Source organism: Desulfobacterales bacterium, from assembly GCA_028704555.1.
Lineage (GTDB): Bacteria > Desulfobacterota > Desulfobacteria > Desulfobacterales > JAQWFD01 > JAQWFD01.
In genome coordinates this window covers 26,033-42,227 of sequence record JAQWFD010000010.1, presented here as the reverse complement: position 1 = coordinate 42,227, position 16,195 = coordinate 26,033, and the positions used below count along the sequence as shown (strand labels likewise).

14 protein-coding genes are annotated in these 16,195 nt (G+C 52.6%); 2 read left to right on the top strand and 12 right to left on the bottom strand.

The annotated features are described in order from the left end of the window. Window positions 1–8: 8 nt before the first annotated feature. Together PHQ97_05555 and hldE are read left to right on the top strand one after the other, a co-directional pair. On the top strand, window positions 9–578 hold the full coding sequence (locus tag PHQ97_05555; GenBank protein MDD4392202.1) for an SIS domain-containing protein: 570 nt from the start codon (window positions 9–11) through the stop codon (window positions 576–578). Beyond that, window positions 575–2,017, top strand: coding sequence for a bifunctional D-glycero-beta-D-manno-heptose-7-phosphate kinase/D-glycero-beta-D-manno-heptose 1-phosphate adenylyltransferase HldE (hldE, locus tag PHQ97_05550; protein MDD4392201.1), 1,443 nt, complete (start codon window positions 575–577; stop codon window positions 2,015–2,017). Before PHQ97_05555 ends, hldE begins: the two co-directional genes overlap by 4 nt. 45 nt (window positions 2,018–2,062) lie before the next feature. Here hldE and PHQ97_05545 read toward each other — a convergent pair whose 3' ends face one another. The 12 genes from PHQ97_05545 to lptF all read right to left on the bottom strand — a co-directional run bounded on the left by PHQ97_05545 (window position 2,063) and on the right by lptF (window position 16,189). After that, window positions 2,063–3,208: a glycosyltransferase family 4 protein gene (locus tag PHQ97_05545; protein MDD4392200.1), complete on the bottom strand. Its 1,146-nt coding sequence runs from the start codon at window positions 3,206–3,208 to the stop codon at window positions 2,063–2,065. A 49-nt stretch (window positions 3,209–3,257) separates the two neighbouring features. Next, entirely contained in the window at window positions 3,258–4,139 is an 882-nt protein-coding gene (locus PHQ97_05540) for a glycosyltransferase family 2 protein (GenBank protein MDD4392199.1), read from the bottom strand. A gap of 112 nt (window positions 4,140–4,251) precedes the next feature. Next, window positions 4,252–5,838, bottom strand: coding sequence for a glycosyltransferase family 39 protein (locus tag PHQ97_05535; protein ID MDD4392198.1), 1,587 nt, complete (start codon window positions 5,836–5,838; stop codon window positions 4,252–4,254). Between the two features lie 167 nt (window positions 5,839–6,005). Continuing rightward, a complete protein-coding gene (locus tag PHQ97_05530; GenBank protein MDD4392197.1) occupies window positions 6,006–7,085 on the bottom strand; it encodes a glycosyltransferase family 9 protein in 1,080 nt (359 codons plus the stop codon). Between the two features lie 15 nt (window positions 7,086–7,100). Beyond that, complete coding sequence (locus PHQ97_05525) at window positions 7,101–8,018, bottom strand: glycosyltransferase family 2 protein (GenBank protein ID MDD4392196.1); 918 nt, start codon at window positions 8,016–8,018, stop codon at window positions 7,101–7,103. A gap of 54 nt (window positions 8,019–8,072) precedes the next feature. Further along, a complete protein-coding gene (gene waaC / locus PHQ97_05520) occupies window positions 8,073–9,134 on the bottom strand; it encodes a lipopolysaccharide heptosyltransferase I (protein ID MDD4392195.1) in 1,062 nt (353 codons plus the stop codon). Continuing rightward, complete coding sequence (gene waaF, locus PHQ97_05515) at window positions 9,131–10,213, bottom strand: lipopolysaccharide heptosyltransferase II (protein ID MDD4392194.1); 1,083 nt, start codon at window positions 10,211–10,213, stop codon at window positions 9,131–9,133. Before waaF ends, waaC begins: the two co-directional genes overlap by 4 nt. A 167-nt stretch (window positions 10,214–10,380) precedes the next feature. Beyond that, window positions 10,381–11,148 carry a glycosyltransferase family 2 protein gene (locus PHQ97_05510; protein MDD4392193.1) on the bottom strand — a complete coding sequence of 256 codons (768 nt, stop codon included), beginning with the start codon at window positions 11,146–11,148 and terminating at the stop codon, window positions 10,381–10,383. Between the two features lie 304 nt (window positions 11,149–11,452). Continuing rightward, window positions 11,453–12,556 carry a tetraacyldisaccharide 4'-kinase gene (gene lpxK, locus PHQ97_05505; protein ID MDD4392192.1) on the bottom strand — a complete coding sequence of 368 codons (1,104 nt, stop codon included), beginning with the start codon at window positions 12,554–12,556 and terminating at the stop codon, window positions 11,453–11,455. A gap of 2 nt (window positions 12,557–12,558) precedes the next feature. Further along, window positions 12,559–13,896 carry a 3-deoxy-D-manno-octulosonic acid transferase gene (locus PHQ97_05500; GenBank protein MDD4392191.1) on the bottom strand — a complete coding sequence of 446 codons (1,338 nt, stop codon included), beginning with the start codon at window positions 13,894–13,896 and terminating at the stop codon, window positions 12,559–12,561. A gap of 15 nt (window positions 13,897–13,911) precedes the next feature. Beyond that, a complete protein-coding gene (lptG, locus tag PHQ97_05495) occupies window positions 13,912–14,982 on the bottom strand; it encodes an LPS export ABC transporter permease LptG (GenBank protein ID MDD4392190.1) in 1,071 nt (356 codons plus the stop codon). 10 nt (window positions 14,983–14,992) lie between these two features. Beyond that, on the bottom strand, window positions 14,993–16,189 hold the full coding sequence (gene lptF, locus PHQ97_05490) for an LPS export ABC transporter permease LptF (GenBank protein MDD4392189.1): 1,197 nt from the start codon (window positions 16,187–16,189) through the stop codon (window positions 14,993–14,995). Window positions 16,190–16,195 lie beyond the last annotated feature (6 nt).

Below are 16,195 nucleotides of genomic sequence, written 5' to 3'. Positions count from 1 at the left end.
CCCTGAAAATGTTTGACCGGCTGTACAATGACCATTTGAGTTGTTTCCAATGCCTTCCCCGCATCAAAAACGCCATTGTGGCGGCGGGCGAGGCGTTTACCCGTGCCATAGATAACGGGAACCGGATATTTGTATGCGGCAACGGGGGCTCTGCCGCCGATGCCCAGCATTTTTCCGCGGAGATCGTCGGCAGATTCAACAAAGAACGAAGGGCGTGGCCGGCGATTGCCCTTTCCACCAACTCGTCAATCCTGACCGCTGTTGCCAATGATTATTCCTATGATGACATCTTTGCCCGCCAGCTGGAAGGACTTGCCTCGGAAGGCGATATGCTTCTGGGGATTTCCACTTCCGGAAATTCGGCAAATGTCATCAAAGCCGTCGCCAGGGCTCGTGAGATGAAGATTGCTTCAATTACGCTGCTGGGCAAATCTGGCGGCAAATTGAACGGTTTTTCGGATCAGTCTATCCTGATTCCATATGAGAACACCGCACGGATTCAGGAAGCGCATATCTTTATTCTCCACGTCTGGGCGGAAATGATCGAAACCGCTCTGACCGGGGGGCCGGTATTGTGACGTCATATCCCGATTTTTCGAAATGTCATGTCATTGTGGTGGGCGATGTCATGCTGGACGTCTACCTGTGGGGAGACGTAGAGCGTATCTCCCCGGAAGCGCCGGTACCCGTGGTTCGGATCCGGGAAAAAACACGCACCCTGGGAGGTGCGGGAAACGTCACCCTCAATCTGGCCGGACTCAAATGCCCCGCCACCCTGCTGGGGGTCCGGGGAGACGATATATCCGGACAAGCGTTGTCCGAAACGTTTGCCCGAAACGGTATCCGGGAGGACCTGATCGTATCCGCCGGCGTGCCGACCACCACCAAAACGCGAATTATCGGTCAGGGTCAGCAACTGGTGCGGCTGGATGAGGAAGATCCCTCCGAGATTTCACCACTGCTGCAGCAGCAGATTCTCGACCGGCTGGACGCCCTCCTGACGGATGCCGGTGCCGTTATCATATCGGATTACGGAAAAGGAATGTTCAAGGGAACGCTGGCGCAGGACATCATCCGCCGTTGCCGGCCCCTTCACATTCCGGTGTTCGTGGACCCCAAGGGAAACAACTGGAAACGCTATGCCGGCGCCGCCTGCATCACCCCCAATCTGGCTGAATTTAACCTGGCAGCCCCGTTTGACAAACAGGACCCGCGGCAGCTGGAACAGCAGGCCAGACGCATGATCGAACAACTGGCGCTTTCGAATCTGATGGTAACCCGCGGGCCCCAGGGAATGTCTTTATTTTCCGGAAACGCAAACCCGATTCATATCCCCGCCGAGGCCAGGGAAGTATTTGACGTATCCGGTGCCGGAGATACGGTTATCGCCGTTCTGGCGGCCGGCGTTGCCGCCGGTCTGACGGTAGCTGAAGCGGCCGAGCTGGCCAATACGGCCGCCGGCATTGTCGTGGGTAAAATCGGCACCCGGCCGATCTCCTGCGCCGAACTCAAAACCGCCGTCAAAGGCAGAAAACTCAACCTGACCGGAAAATTCTGCGATCCGGCCGAGGCCGCCCGGATCATTTCAGACTGGAAAGAGGAAGGCAAACGCGTTGTGTTCACCAACGGATGCTTTGATATCCTGCATATCGGCCACATCAAGCTTTTACATGCCGCTGCCGATGAAGGCGACAAACTGGTGGTGGGACTCAACTCAGATATATCGGTCAAACGCCTGAAAGGCGATTGCCGGCCGGTGATGCCGGAAGAGGACCGCGCGGCCCTGCTGGCCAGCATCCGGTGCGTTGACATGGTCGTTATCTTTGAACAGGATACCCCGATCGAACTGATTGCGGCCTTTGAACCCGACGTGATTGTCAAAGGCGGGGATTATTCGCCGGAGACCGTTGTCGGGCACGATATCGTTGAGAGGCGGGGCGGAAAAACCGTGATCATCCCGCTGATCGACGGCGTGAGCACCACCAGCGTCATCCGGTCCATGAAATCCGTAACGTGAGGCTTTCGATACCGAAACCTGAAGAGGCTTCGGTATCACATTGGTTTATTTAGAAATTCTTTTTTCCCTGCCAAGCCTCCGGTAGATCTCAGCCACCTGGCTGGCAACATGATCCCAGTCACATTTGACGGCAATCTTCCGGGCATTTTTCCCCATTTGATGCCGTTTGTCCGGATCTGCCAACGCAGCCAGGACAGCGCCCATCTCCGAAGCATCTGCAGAATCCGATAACACGAAACCATTTTGCCCGGATTTGATCAAATCTTTTGCTCCCACTTTTTCCGAAATAATCACCGGCAGTCCGGCAACCATGGCTTCAAGAACAACCAGGCCGAAGGTATCGAAATGTGACGGCATGGCCAGGATATCCGCGGCCAGATAATATTTTTCAACCTCACGGGTTACCCCTGCAAAAATCACCTGTTCGGCAATACCCAATTCTTGCGCCAGCTTCCGATATTTTTCCGTGTTTCCCCTGCCGACGACAAGCAGTTTCATCCGCCTGCAATCAGGCGAATTACGAGACGCTTCGGCAAGGCCTCCTATCACGAGATCCAGCCGTTTGATCTCAAAATTCATCCCGACAAACAACACAACCCCATCCTCCGGAGTCAACCCATGCAATTTACGAATCTCGCTCCGGCAACCGGTTCGATCCGGATCGGAAAACCGCCGGACCGACACACCGGGATGAACGACCTGTATCCGGCTGTCCGGAAGGTCATATACCTTCAGCAGTTCGTCCCTGACCAGGTTTGAAACCGGCAGAATAAGCGGTGCGCCCGCCCCGGAAATCCCCTTTTGCTCCACCCGGGCAGTGGCCCTGTCAAAAAGGCTCAGACGCTTCTGTCTGGCTTCCCTGATCCAGGTTGCATGAGGAATGCCATGAAACGTAAACAGATCCATTTCAAAGATACGCTCATGGCTGTGAATAATATCGCATCCGATCGACCGGATCCTCCTTCGGGCGAACAGGGCGAAGCTGACCGGACCCAGCCACCGGGGAAAACCGATGACCGGTACGCGGTGGAAGGTGACAGGCGCCTGGCCGCATCGCCATCGGTTGGCAAACACATGGATCTCAAAATCCTCAAAGCCGGCCAGCCGCTCTGTAAGTTCGAACACCACCGTTTCGGCCCCGCCGATCAATCCATATCTGGGAATGACGACTGCAATTTTTAACTTTGCCAAAACATGTTCCTCATAAAAAGCCTTAAAAAATCCCTTTTCAGGTTGCCGGTTACAAGGCGCGAAACGTCTTCAGTGCGAGCTGATATTTTTCAAGTTTACGGCGGGCTATCTCTTTATCCCCGGCAACCATCAGTTCCAGCTTTAACGTCAGAATCCGCCAGCAGGCCTGAAGGACATTGTCCCGGCCAATCGCCCGGACAGCGGCGGCAGGATAGTGTTTGCGGTAAAATTTGATTTCCGCATCAAATTTCTTTTCCCAGACGTGCAGCGGAGGCGTTTTCCGTTCACTCTGACCGCACCAGTGAACCACGACCGCCTCGGAAATGAACCCGACAGTCCATCCGGCTTTCCGCACTCTCAGACATAAATCGATATCTTCGGCATACAGAAAAAACTCGTCATCAAAGCCGTTCAGCGCCTGAATGATCTCCTGCCGGACGATCATGCTGGCACCCAGAACCCATGCGATATCTCCAGCCAGGCTGTCAAAAGCCCCCTTCAGGTGTTTTTGCCCGGGATAATGCCGCTCCACGGAAGATTGAGGGGATCCGTCCGGGTACAAAAGCCTTGTGCCGGCCAGACCGACGCGGGCATGCGCCTGCATAAACCGGATCATTTGTCTGAATGCACCGGGTTTGACTTCTGTATCCGGATTCAGAAAAAATACGTACTGCCCCGTATACAGATCCAACGCCTGATTATTGGCACGGGCAAACCCCTGATTATTTTCGTTAGGAATAAGTTTGACCCATGGAAAATTTTTTCGAATCATAACCCGGCTGTCATCACTCGATGCATTGTCCACCACAATGGTTTCCGATGAAACCCCTGTCTGCCGGGCAATGGAATCCAGGCACCGGCAGAGCAACTCGGACGTATTGTAGTTTACGATAATCACCGATATTTCGACGGCATGAGGTGTTTTATTCAAAGCGGCATCCTGCTTTTTATGACAAAAAATAGTTTCCATTGCTGCACGCGGTAATATAAAAAATATTTACACCGCCCGCTTCGCTCGCGGCGCAGAGAAAAAAAATTATCGTTTACCTCAACTCATACAAAATCATCTGTCCGGTATCCGGATGATTCCATCGACCCAGTTCCACAAATCCGGCATCACGCAACGAATTTGCCGGATCCGCGGCACCTGCCGGCCAGCGGCGTTGCTCCCATAACACATATCGCATGTTATTCTGCTTGAGATGCCGGATAAAGCCTGCTTCATCAGCCGCAGCCTGTTCCCAGTTGTTCATCGCTCCGGATTCCGGGCAGGCAGCCCCCGGAAAACCGAGGTTGGCATAAAACGAAACCCACCGGTGCGTCTGGCTGGATGTAGCGACCTCCACAGGTCGGGACCGGTCCTGCCGCCCGGCAATGGATTCGCCAATCTGCCGAAACACCTGCTTGTCATATCCGCGATAATACAAGTTCTTGGGCAGACCGGATACCAGAATCAAAAAGACGATCAGGGCCAATGCCCCGGCCTCCCCGACCCGGATTTTGTGCTGAATCGCGCTGCGGATCTTTTCGATTCCAAATCCGGCAAACACGGCACAGGGCAGGATCATAATAACGATAAACCGGTAATAAACCGCCCAGGTGTCCAGCGTGTGCAGGTACAGCAACCCCGCGGCCGACACCGTCAGCGCCGACAGATACAGGATTCTGCGATCGGTTTTTATCCGCCTGCCGATTCCCGCCAGTCCGATACCAAAAACCAGCGCAAAAGGATAGAAAAACGCTTCCAGCACCCGGTTGAGCAGGGTACCGAAGGCAACCAGCCACAGATTGGCGCGCGCCTCGGGAAGGAAAAACTCCATAAAATCATCCTGAAACCCGGCAGACAACTGCGCCAGTTCCATTTGAAGCTGACTGTAACGGTAAAACGGCTGGAACATTTTGTTTGCCAGCAATTTTGCCCGGTGCAGATCATTGACCGACATGTCACAGGCGGTCACACCGATGATAGAAACGAGGGCCAGACACAAAAAGGGCAGTACAAACACCATGAGGTGACGCAGTTTACGATCCTGCTTCACCGGCAACATGCATAAAAAGGATATCCCGGCATACAAAATGGATTCAATCCGGGCCCATGACGCCAGGATGAAACAAATTGACGAAAGCAGAAGATACCAGCTGTTTTTCCGGTCCATATACGTGACGAACCCGTAGATTGCCAGGGCCAGAAAAAACCAGCAGACCGGGTCCCGGAGAACATCCGCACTGCGCCCGACCATCACCGGAATCAATGCAAATATCAGCGTCGCCGTTGCGCTGACATTTCTATCGAAAAAACGCCTCAACGTAAAATAGACCGGAAGCAGGAGGGCCGACCCGAATACGAGCGACACGCCCCGGGCCGCAGCCATCCAGTCGTGCAGCAGCGCAAACGCCCCGGCGATCAGAATCGGATACACGGACAGATCCGGCAGCCCGCATGACGTCACCGCGTCCCATTGCCCGTAAAACAGCGCCCGGGCCTGGTGGATATACAGCACCCCGTCCGGATTGATGATAAAGGTAAAGCAGCAGGCATAGAGCCGGATGAAAAATCCCAGCACAAAAACCAGTATCGGCAGATACCGATACGGGTATGTATCATCATCAGGAACCCGATAACCTGTCATGAATAGTCTTTATGATTTGAGTATGACGAACCCGTAAAAAGTTCGAATGAAACGATCCCGTTAAATGCACCCGATCCGCTTATGAATGATAGCCTCACGCCTCTGAAACAAAATTTCAATCTCTGTGACGCAGTCCTCAGCACGCGGTCCTTTTTCCACATCCCGGCTCAACGCCTGAGCTGTGCATCGACAGCGGCCGCAATTTCTTCAAAGGTCAATGCTTCAAGGCAGCGGCTTTTCTCACTGTTCTGGCAGCCTTTCTGCCTGCAGGGATCGCACGGCATATTTTTGGACACGATGCAGTGCTGCTCACCTCTCGGCGCCCAGCTGACCGGCGAAGACGGACCGAATATCCCGACAGTCGGCACCCCGACAGCGGCGGCAATATGGAGTGCAGCCGTATCTACACCCACAAACAGGCGGCAGCCCCTGAGCACTGCCGGCAACTCACCGATGGATGTTTTGCCGGCCAGGTTCACCACCGGTTTTCTGCATCTGTCAACAACTTGTGAGGCACGAGCCCGCTCATCCGGGGAACCGGTAATCATAACGCCCACCCCCCAGGTATTCTGGATGTAATCGATTAACAAAACACATTGCTGTATTTCCAACTCCTTGTATTTCCAGAGGGAAAACGGATGAAACGCGATAACCGGACAATTCGGCGGCATATTTTCTTCTCTGAAAATCTGTTCCGCCTTTTTTATCCTCTTTCCGGGCACGTACAGCTGAGGAATTTTATTTCCGGGGAATGCCCCCAGCGGGGAAAGAATATTGAAATGATGTTCAGCAGCATACCGGGCAAGCTCCTCGTGAGGCTGTGGGCGTACAAGATGGGTAAACAGCCTGTTGCGCCACAATCGGCCGTCATCGGCAAATCGTCCGATCCGGCAGGGGGCTCCGGAAAGAAATGCCAGTATCGCTCCCCTGTGTCCGGTCCTCAGTTCAATGGCCAGGTCAAAGCCCCATTTACGAAGATCCGAAATAAACCTTTTCTGATACGAAATGGCATGCCAGAGAGACAGTTTCGGGGTATCTACTGAGATAACGCCATCGACCCATGGGCAGTCTTCAATCAGCTGCCGGGCTTTTCCCCTGACCGCAACGGCCAGTGTACTTTCGGGAAAACGCTCCCGCAGCCCCCTGATGGCCGGCATTGTCAGCACAACGTCTCCGATATCCCCCAGCTGTATGAGTAAAATGCGCCGCGGGTATTTCGGCAGTTTACAGGTTTCCTTGACAATCATTGCAACACGTTTCTGTTATGGTTTCGGGCACCCGTTCCGGTGCCACCTGATCAGCCGGGCATATGTGTCAAGTTTTCTGTTAAGCCCCCGATTCAACCCGGCGCAAAACACAACACCCAGAAATGTCAACTGGGTATTGACCAGCAGTCTGGAAAAAACCGTCAGCCGTATCAGAGGAAACAGGTTCCGGTGCCATTTTTTGAAATACAGGTAGCGGGAATGATAAAACAGCATCCGGGCTTTGACATTTTGACCGACACTTTTCCCCTGAGCGTGAAAAATCCGGGCAGTTGGAACAAAATATACCTTCCAGCCATTTTTCTTCATCCGGTATGCCCAATCGGTTTCTTCCAGGAAAAAAAAATAGGCCTCATCCAGATAACCGACCGCATCCATTGCCGTTTTTCTAACCAGCAGGCACGCTCCGATTCCGGATTCCACCTCGACAGGCGCCGTATACCGCCTTCGCTTTCCGGGATATTTTAGTGGGAACGCTATCTGGAGCAGTGTTTCGTTCGCCATCAGGGACCATAACGAAGGAAAATTTGCGATGGAATTCTGACGGGAGCCGTCCGGATTCAACAGCTGACCGCAGGCAATGGCTGCATCCCGATTTTCCTCCATGAAACGGAAGAGTTCAGTCACTGCGCCCATCGTCAACTCGGCGTCGGAGTTCAACAGCAGCGCATATCTGCCCGTCATCTTTCGAAACGCCTGATTATTGGCTGCGGAAAAGCCCATGTTCAAAGCGTTCTCAATCACATGGACCTGCGGGAACCTGTCTTTCACCGCCTCGACGCTGCCATCCGAAGACGCATTATCCACAAGCCATACGTCAAAGCTCAATCCCCTGACCGTTTGAAAAATGGACCGCAGGCATTTGATCACGTAGTCTTTCGTGTTCCAGTTGACGATAACAAATGAAATATCCATTACAGCTTCCTAAATTATTTTCCAGCCGGCATTGAATTCAACGGCAATGCCGGATCAGGGCTTGACACCGTCCGGATTCAGCAGCTGGGCAACCGCTCCGACAACCTGCCGCACGCCAATGCACTTCATACACTGCATGGACGGACACAGGCGCCTGAAACATGGGCTGCAGCTCACATCAGCCCTCAGGACCCGATGCCCGTCCCCATAGGGTCCGGTTCTCCACGGTGCCGTCGGGCCGAACAATGCAACGACCGGCGTGCCGGCAGCAGCGGCCAGATGCATGGGACCGGTATCCGTCGACACGACGACATCCGCTTTTTCATACACCGCGGCAAGCTCCATCAACGATGTGCGGCCGGCCAGATTCACCGCCCGATGCGTCATCATGGAGCGTATCTGCCCGATCGTATCATGGTCATCTGCCGATCCGGTAAACACCACATGTGCCTCATATTGATCAACCAGAATGTCGGCCATACGGGCAAAGCTCCGGTTGGACCAGAGTTTGGTGTCCCATTTGGCAACCGGATTGACCGCCACTACAGGTTTTGAAGCCTCACGGCAATCGCCGTATATCAAATTTTCCGCTGCGATGCGATGCTCCGGCTGTATGGGCAGGTCATAGGCAACCGTGCCGGAGTTGATTCCGATAGACTTGAGCATCATCATGTTTCTCAGCAGGGCATGGACTTCCATATCCACCGGCCCAATGCGCTCATTGAGGAACACATAGCTGTGCTCCATGTGCTGCATGCCTTTATCAAAACCGATTTTCCGTTTTCCTCTGACCAGAGCGATCAGCATGGCGCTCTTGAGCAACGCCTGAAAATCGAGCACCACATCATAGCGGGTATCGCGAAGCTCCTGAAAAAACGTTAAAATCTCCCTCAAGGCAAGCCACCGAGATGGCGTTTTGAGCGCTTTGATCCATCGTTTCCGTCCGGAAACCAGCACCCGGTTCAGCGCCCTGTGTCCCCTCACCAGATCTGCCGCCGCCTCTTCCACTACCCAGGTAATATGCGCATCGGGATAATGGGCGCGAATGGCATTCAACGCCGGAAGGGTATGAATGACATCACCAATGGCGCTCAATTTCACAATCAGGATATTCATTCAACCGCTCCGGAGCACGACTCCCGCAGGATGTTGACAAGACGTTTTTCCGCCTCGGCATACACCATATCCACGGTCACCGCTTTCATGCAGTCATGATGACCCGCGGGGCAGTCGGGTTTGAGACATGGGCTGCACGGCATGCAAACCCGGATCATGCTGCTTTCATCGCTGAAGGGAGCGGTCACCACATGGTTGGTGGAGCCGAATATGGCAAGCTGGCATACATGCAACGCAGCGGCGATATGCATCAACCCGGAATCATTGGTAATAAACAGACGGCACCGGTCGATCAGCCCGATCGCCTCACGAAGGCTGGTCATGCCGCTCAGATTCATACACCCTTTGCCGACAGTACCGCAGATCCACTCTCCGAGCGCCTTTTCTCCCGGCCCTCCAAATACAACAATCCGGATACGCTGATCCAGCGCTTTCAAACGCCTGCCCAGTTGAGCATACCGTTCGGGAAACCAGCGTTTTGCCGTTCCGAACGCAGCTCCCGGATTGATGCCGATCAGGATATCGCCGGATTCAATACCGCAGCGTCCGAGAATGGCTTCGGCCTGTCTGCGTTCGGCTTCCGTTACGGTCAGAGACAGGCCATTGCCACAGGAAGGCAGATTTGCACCTTCGACGATGCCCAGATAATAATCCACCTGATGGGCCTTTTTCCGTTCGACTGTTACGGGAACGCCATGAGTCAACAGCAGATGACGGCCATCGGTCTTGTAACCGAGACGAGCCGGGATTCCTGCCAGAAACGCCAGCAGCGCCGCCTCGAATGCATTTTGAAATAATACGGCAAGATCAAACCGGTTTTTTCTCATGTCCCGGCTGAGACGCAATACGCCCGGTACGCCTTTATGCCGGCCGGATGCCTCATAAATCATGATATGATCAATATAGGGGCAGTGGTGAAAGACGGGGGCCACCCAGGGTTTTGCCAGAAGGGTGATCCGGGCCAGGGGAAAATCATTCCGTATGGCCCGCAGGGTCGGAAGGCTCATGACCGCATCCCCTATCCAGTTGGCCGAGCGTACCACTATATTCCGAACGGATTTTGTATCTATGGGTTTCATCAGTTAATGACCGCTTTTGTCTTATCCCCCGTATCGTAAGGTGTTCCCCGTCCCTGTATCTGACCGGGCGTTTCCACAACCGCCCCCTTTATAGAAGGTTAAACTTTGAAGTTATAGAGGGATGGACCATATGTGTCAAGAAAGAAGTATTAACGTGCGTCCCCGGGTTATTCTCCGGGCAGCCCCAACTCCCAGGCTTTCGAATGCTTCAGAAAAACATACCACGCCGAATTCATGGCGATGACCAGCCCGGCAAGCCCATCCAGAAACCCCAGCTTCCATACATAACACTCAAGAAATTTACCCGCCGCATGCAGCATTCCGATCAGAACAAACCCGCCGCCTGCAGGCCCCCGCTCCCGGGCATAAAGGCCTGAAAATTTATCAATCGTGGTTAACTGATCCGAAATTCCCCGGTATACATAATGAAAAATCGGATCAGAGAGAGGTTGAACCTTTCCCTTCACAACCAGTTTTTCATGAAGGCCGTTCCCCTTCCATTCGCTCCTGCCTTTTCTCACCAGCCGGATTTTCCGATCCGGATACCATCCGCCATGTTTGATCCATCGCCCGAGATATCTGGAGAGGCGGGGCATGGAAAATCCGTTTACATCCGGCGCCGGGGTATCAAGCCTGCTTAAAATTTCTTCGGCAAGTGGACCGGATACGACTTCATCCGCATCAAGGTTGAGTATCCAATCGGATGATGTCTGCTCCATTGCGAACTGTTTCTGAGCGGCATATCCGGGCCATGGATTGAAAATAACCCGTGCGCCATGATCAATACACCGCTGCTGGGTTCCATCCGTACTGCCGGAGTCCACCACGACCACCTCATCGGCAAATGACGTACTGCTGAGCAAACGACCGATTCGATCGGCCTCATTTTTCGTGATAACGGCTATGCTGAGCGTCGGTCTTTTTTCTTGCATCATGCCTGCTATGCTTCATTGAGTTTAAAAATCAGGGCTTGATCATAACTGCGGCCATAACGTCGTGAGGGCCGTCCCGTCCGTTTCCGGCTTCTCCAGCACGATACGGGGGGATGCCGGGGCCATGAAGCTAAAGCGCAAAAACTCGGCAAGCCTCAAACAGTTTGCACTTCTTAACGCTTCATGGCCCCGGCATCTTTTCCCCCGATCGTGCAATGTCGTACGCCGGCAACGGCCGGGACTTCGAAGCTACACGTAAGAGAATATGGCTGCAGGTATGATCAAGCCCAAAAATCAGGGTATCAGTTTATTTTTTCAACCGCTGTCCGAGAAAGCTGCGGAACCGGTCCGCATCATCGCCGAACGAAATTTCAATTCCGATCACCACCAGCGTCACCGGCCATCGGGCTGTCGAATTTATCCGGACATAGTCTTTTTCGGTTGTCAGAATCAAATTCACATCCGATGCCAGCGCAAGGCTCCGAATCCGGACGATATCCTGTTTTGAATACCAGTGATGATCGGAAAATTCAAGATACCGTACGATCCGGCATCCGAGCCGCTCAACAGCGCTTCTAAAATCCGTATTGCAGGCGATTGCCGAAAAGACGATTGCCGAAGCGCCCCGCAGGTCACCAAGATCAGATACCGATATCGGTCGCTCACCCTTAACGACCTTGACCATGCAGGGGACATGATCCGATCTGAAAACCGGTTTCCCCTCGCAACTTCCGGCCCCTGCGTCCGGCACCCGGCACCCGGAAGCACACCGGGTCATGATACAGGCATCCGCCCGTTTCAGCGACAGGGCTGATTCCCTGAGCCCCCCCCGGGGAAACAGATACGTATTGCCAAAAGGCCGTGCGTTATCCAGCAGTACAAGGTCAATATCTCTTGAAAGCCTGCGATGCTGGAACCCGTCATCGAGTATGATAACGTCCGGTCCGAATCTCTCAAGCGCCAGCCGTCCGCTTTCAAAGCGCTCTTTTCCCACGAGGACCGGAACCTGTTCCAGGGTTCGGGCGATCATATACGGTTCATCGCCGGATTCATCCGGCTGCATGAAAATTCGGCAGCCGTCGCTGACCACACCGCCGGCATGTTCAGCTTTTCCCCTGTAACCTCTGCTGACCACCGCAGGCTTATATCCCAGCTGTTTGACGAGCCTGGCCACATATATGGCCATCGGCGTTTTACCGGTGCCGCCCATGGTAATATTACCGATGGATATCACCCGGCAATCCAGCGGCTGTGCGGAAAGGATGCCCCGGTCATAGAGCACATTTTTCAGACGAACCGCAGCGGCATAGCCAAGCGAAATCCAGAATAACAACCGTTTCAGCACGGAGGGATGCCCCGGCTCCGGATCAGCGATGATCTTTTCTATCTGCTGTCTTAAATGCTGCAGCATGACTATATCCCAGATTCGAAAGAATTTATCGTCAATGCGGACTCAACTGCTGACATAGTCCGCTCAACCGCCCCCTGGTTCGCACAGAACACCTTCCGGGCGTTTTCACCGGTTTGCCTCCTTTTTTTGTCATCAGAAACCAGATCAGCGATTGTTCGGGATATTTCCCGGGCATCCTTCACACATATGGCTCCGCCGGAATCCAGCAGCAGTTTTGCCATGAGGGCAAAATCATTCATATAGGGCCCGAACAGCACGGGCTTGGAAAATGATGCCGGCTCCAGCGGGTTATGGCCGCCAAACGGCATCAGGCTGCCCCCGATAAACGCAATATCGGCCAGCGCATAGAGCCGCCGGAGTTCCCCCATCGTGTCCACCACCAGCACATCGGCTGGGGGATCATCAGAAGACGATGCCCGGGCCGGCTTTGTCCACAGGACGGTTGAAAATCCTTTCGATTCGAAAAGCCGGTATACGCTCTGAAAGCGTTCCGGATTTCTCGGGACCACGATCAGGAGAAGATCCGGAATCATCTGCTTAAGAGCCGAAAATGCCTCGGAAAGGATCGCCTCCTCTCCTTTATGGGTGCTGCCGGCCATAAAAATTCTGCGCCGGCCGGCAATATTGAATTTTTGTTTTACGGCGGTCAGCTGTTCATAATCAACCGAATCAACCGGCTGATCGAACTTTATATTACCGGTGGTGACAAGCCTTTCGGCAGAGATACCCAGGTCGATCAGACGGCACCTGTCATCATCCGTTTGCGTGAAGATTTTCGCAAAACCTGAAAACAGATGCTTCGGGATGAGGGGAAACCGTTTATAGCTGCGCCAGGAACGGTCTGACATTCTGGCATTGACCCAGCATACCGGAACGCCCTGCTTTTTCATCTGCGCCATAAAATTGGGCCAGATATCGGACTCCACGATCAACACCAGATCCGGACGGATGCGCCGGGTTATATATTTCACTGAAAACAGCAGGTCATACGGGAAAAAAAACAGGCAGTCGGCAATATCATGCAGGTGCTGATGGGCGATCTCATATCCGGTTTTGGTTGACACCGAAACGATGATCTTCTTATCGTAAAATCTGCGTTTCAATTTCCGGATCAGCGATACGGCCGAGAGCACCTCGCCGACGGAAAGGGCATGGACCCAGATCGTCGGGTGCGCCGGCCTTTGAAAATATGATGTCCGAATCCGTTCCGGAACCGATGCCAGTCCGAGTCGCTTAAAAATGGTCTTTCTTCGTTTATCCGATACCATCGCCCCGGACAGGATAACGGGCAGACCGAAAATAACCGCGATGATATAACATATATTATAAAAAAGTCTCATTACGGCAGATCCACCTCATTCAGCGGTAACCAGCAGCAGGCCGCCGAAACCTAAAAACACAACATTTGCCACCCATGCGGCAATCACGGGCGGGAGAATTTTCCCATAGCCCAGCGAGATACAGAAACTGTAAAAAATCCAGTACACAAATGCGATCCCGATGCCGTATACAATCCCGACTGACAGGCTGTCCTTCATCGATCTGCGAACGGCCAGGCCCGATCCGACCATGGCCATGATCAGGCACACCAATGAGAAAGCCAGTTTTGCATTCAGATCGACCCGATAAACAGTGGCATCATATCCTTCTGTTTCAATTTTTCGTATGTATTCCAACAGCTCGATAAAATTCATTTCTTCAGATTTTTTGACCACCCGCTTTAAATCATCGGGTTCAAATCCGAACGTCTCGACCTGCTGGTCATGAAATTCAACCGAATAATTCCGGGTCTCGCGGTTGAGCCGCTGCTCCATGATGTCGTACAGGGTCCAGTGCCCCTGGCCGTAGACCCCTTTTTCGGCATCGATTCTCCTGACCAGATCGAAATTTGCGTCAAGCTGACTGATGGTGATTCCGAAGATGGTTTGATCGGCCGGATTCACGTATTTGATATGCGTCATCAGCCGGTTATCCTTGATCCAGATATCTTTTTCCTGGGTGGAAAACGCTGTTCCTTCTCTGTTCGCCCATATCCAGTTGGATTTACTGACCGTTAACGGCACGAGCAGCTCGGAAAAGAAAAACAACAACACACTCACTATCACACCGATCACGAGCACCGGTTTGATCATATAATATATACTGATCCCGCCGCTTTTCAGTGCAAGCAGTTCGTTGTTTTTGTTCATCAAACCAAACGCGAGGATTACCGCCAGCAATTCACCGAGCGGAACAATCTGGGCAACGATAAAGGGGATTTTGAAAACAAAAAATTTCAGGCAGCTGGATAACGGGAGGTTTACTTCCATGAAGTTATCGATTTTTTCAAAAAAATCAACAGTCAGATAAATAACGACCACAACGAATACGACTATGGCAAAATATCTGCCAATCTCGCGCGTGATATATCGATGAATAATGGTCATGGGATGATAGCTACCTGCTTTTTTTTGTCGGTTTTGCTCTGTTAAACACTGAAATCAGGTACCGGACCGGCCATGTGAACACATCCAGTTTAACCGGACGCTCGTTGGCCACCCGGATCAGCAGGTATACGCCCAAACCGCCGATGACCCCATTGGGCAGCCACATACCGATCAATGGGGGGTACCTGCCGACTTCTCCAAACACCTTTCCGGCCGCCAGCATCAGGTAATACATCAGAAAAAACATCAGGCCGAATGCAATGCCGTAAGAGCGTTTTCTGGACCTGGACTGAATTCCCAAGGGAACTGCAAGCAATCCCAGCGCCAGGCAGGCAAATGAAATTGAAAATTTTTTATGAAATTCAATCAGCGCCAGATAGTATCGATCGTCCTGTTGGTCCGCATTGCGAAGATATTTTTTCAACTCGGAAAAATTTAATTCCCGGACTTTGTCGGAAGTGTCCGCCATTTCAGACACCGTCCGTGGCAAATCCAGTCTCAAATCATAGCGGTCAAAAAAAATGCTGTTGGCCGTCCGTGTCCGGCGGCTGACCTGATTGATAAAGCCGTTACGGAGGCTCAGATGCCATATGCCCCGGTCAGATTCAGTCAGCAGCCGGCCTTCCGGTGCGACAATGATCATCGTTGAATCCTTTGCCCGTTGATCTTCAATGAAAATATCCTTCATCATCTTGTCCTTCATCCGGATTTCATTGACATACAGCATCACGCCTTTGAAACGGTCATTGAAGGTTCTCTCCTTCAATCCGATATCCATGTTGGATGAGGCAACGTTCACAACCAGATCTTTAAACGAGCGGCTTCCCCATGGCAGGGCATAAACAGAAATAAATGCGGTGATCATGCATCCCAGCAGACAGAACGCCATCACCGGCGGAAGCAGCCGGTAAACGCTCACCCCACCGGACTTGAGCGCTATGATTTCGTTGTCGGCGGATAATCTGAGGAAGGTCAGAAGAACCGCCATCATCACGGACATCGGGATAACAAATTCCAGAAAATAGGGCATGGTATAGATCAACATCAATAAAACCGACACCAGACTGACCTGGTAGTTAACGATCAGATTGGTAATCTCGAGTATCTTTGCCATCAGAAATACAAATGAAAAAAATATCAAATTGATGGCAAACGGAGAAAGCATCTCCTTGAAAATATATCGGTCTATGATTGAATTAATCTTCATAAACGT

Excerpts from the sequence above, each read along its gene's own strand:
- lptF (MDD4392189.1), bottom strand. The coding sequence starts at position 16,189 with ATGAAGATTAATTCAATCATAGACCGATATATTTTCAAGGAGATGCTT.
- PHQ97_05530 (MDD4392197.1), bottom strand. The coding sequence starts at position 7,085 with ATGATTGTCAAGGAAACCTGTAAACTGCCGAAATACCCGCGGCGCATT.
- PHQ97_05510 (MDD4392193.1), bottom strand. The coding sequence starts at position 11,148 with ATGATGCAAGAAAAAAGACCGACGCTCAGCATAGCCGTTATCACGAAA.
- PHQ97_05500 (MDD4392191.1), bottom strand. The coding sequence starts at position 13,896 with ATGAGACTTTTTTATAATATATGTTATATCATCGCGGTTATTTTCGGT.
- PHQ97_05555 (MDD4392202.1), top strand. The coding sequence starts at position 9 with ATGTTTGACCGGCTGTACAATGACCATTTGAGTTGTTTCCAATGCCTT.
- lptG (MDD4392190.1), bottom strand. The coding sequence starts at position 14,982 with ATGACCATTATTCATCGATATATCACGCGCGAGATTGGCAGATATTTT.
- PHQ97_05535 (MDD4392198.1), bottom strand. The coding sequence starts at position 5,838 with ATGACAGGTTATCGGGTTCCTGATGATGATACATACCCGTATCGGTAT.
- waaC (MDD4392195.1), bottom strand. The coding sequence starts at position 9,134 with ATGAATATCCTGATTGTGAAATTGAGCGCCATTGGTGATGTCATTCAT.
- waaF (MDD4392194.1), bottom strand. The coding sequence starts at position 10,213 with ATGAAACCCATAGATACAAAATCCGTTCGGAATATAGTGGTACGCTCG.
- PHQ97_05525 (MDD4392196.1), bottom strand. The coding sequence starts at position 8,018 with ATGGATATTTCATTTGTTATCGTCAACTGGAACACGAAAGACTACGTG.
- lpxK (MDD4392192.1), bottom strand. The coding sequence starts at position 12,556 with ATGCTGCAGCATTTAAGACAGCAGATAGAAAAGATCATCGCTGATCCG.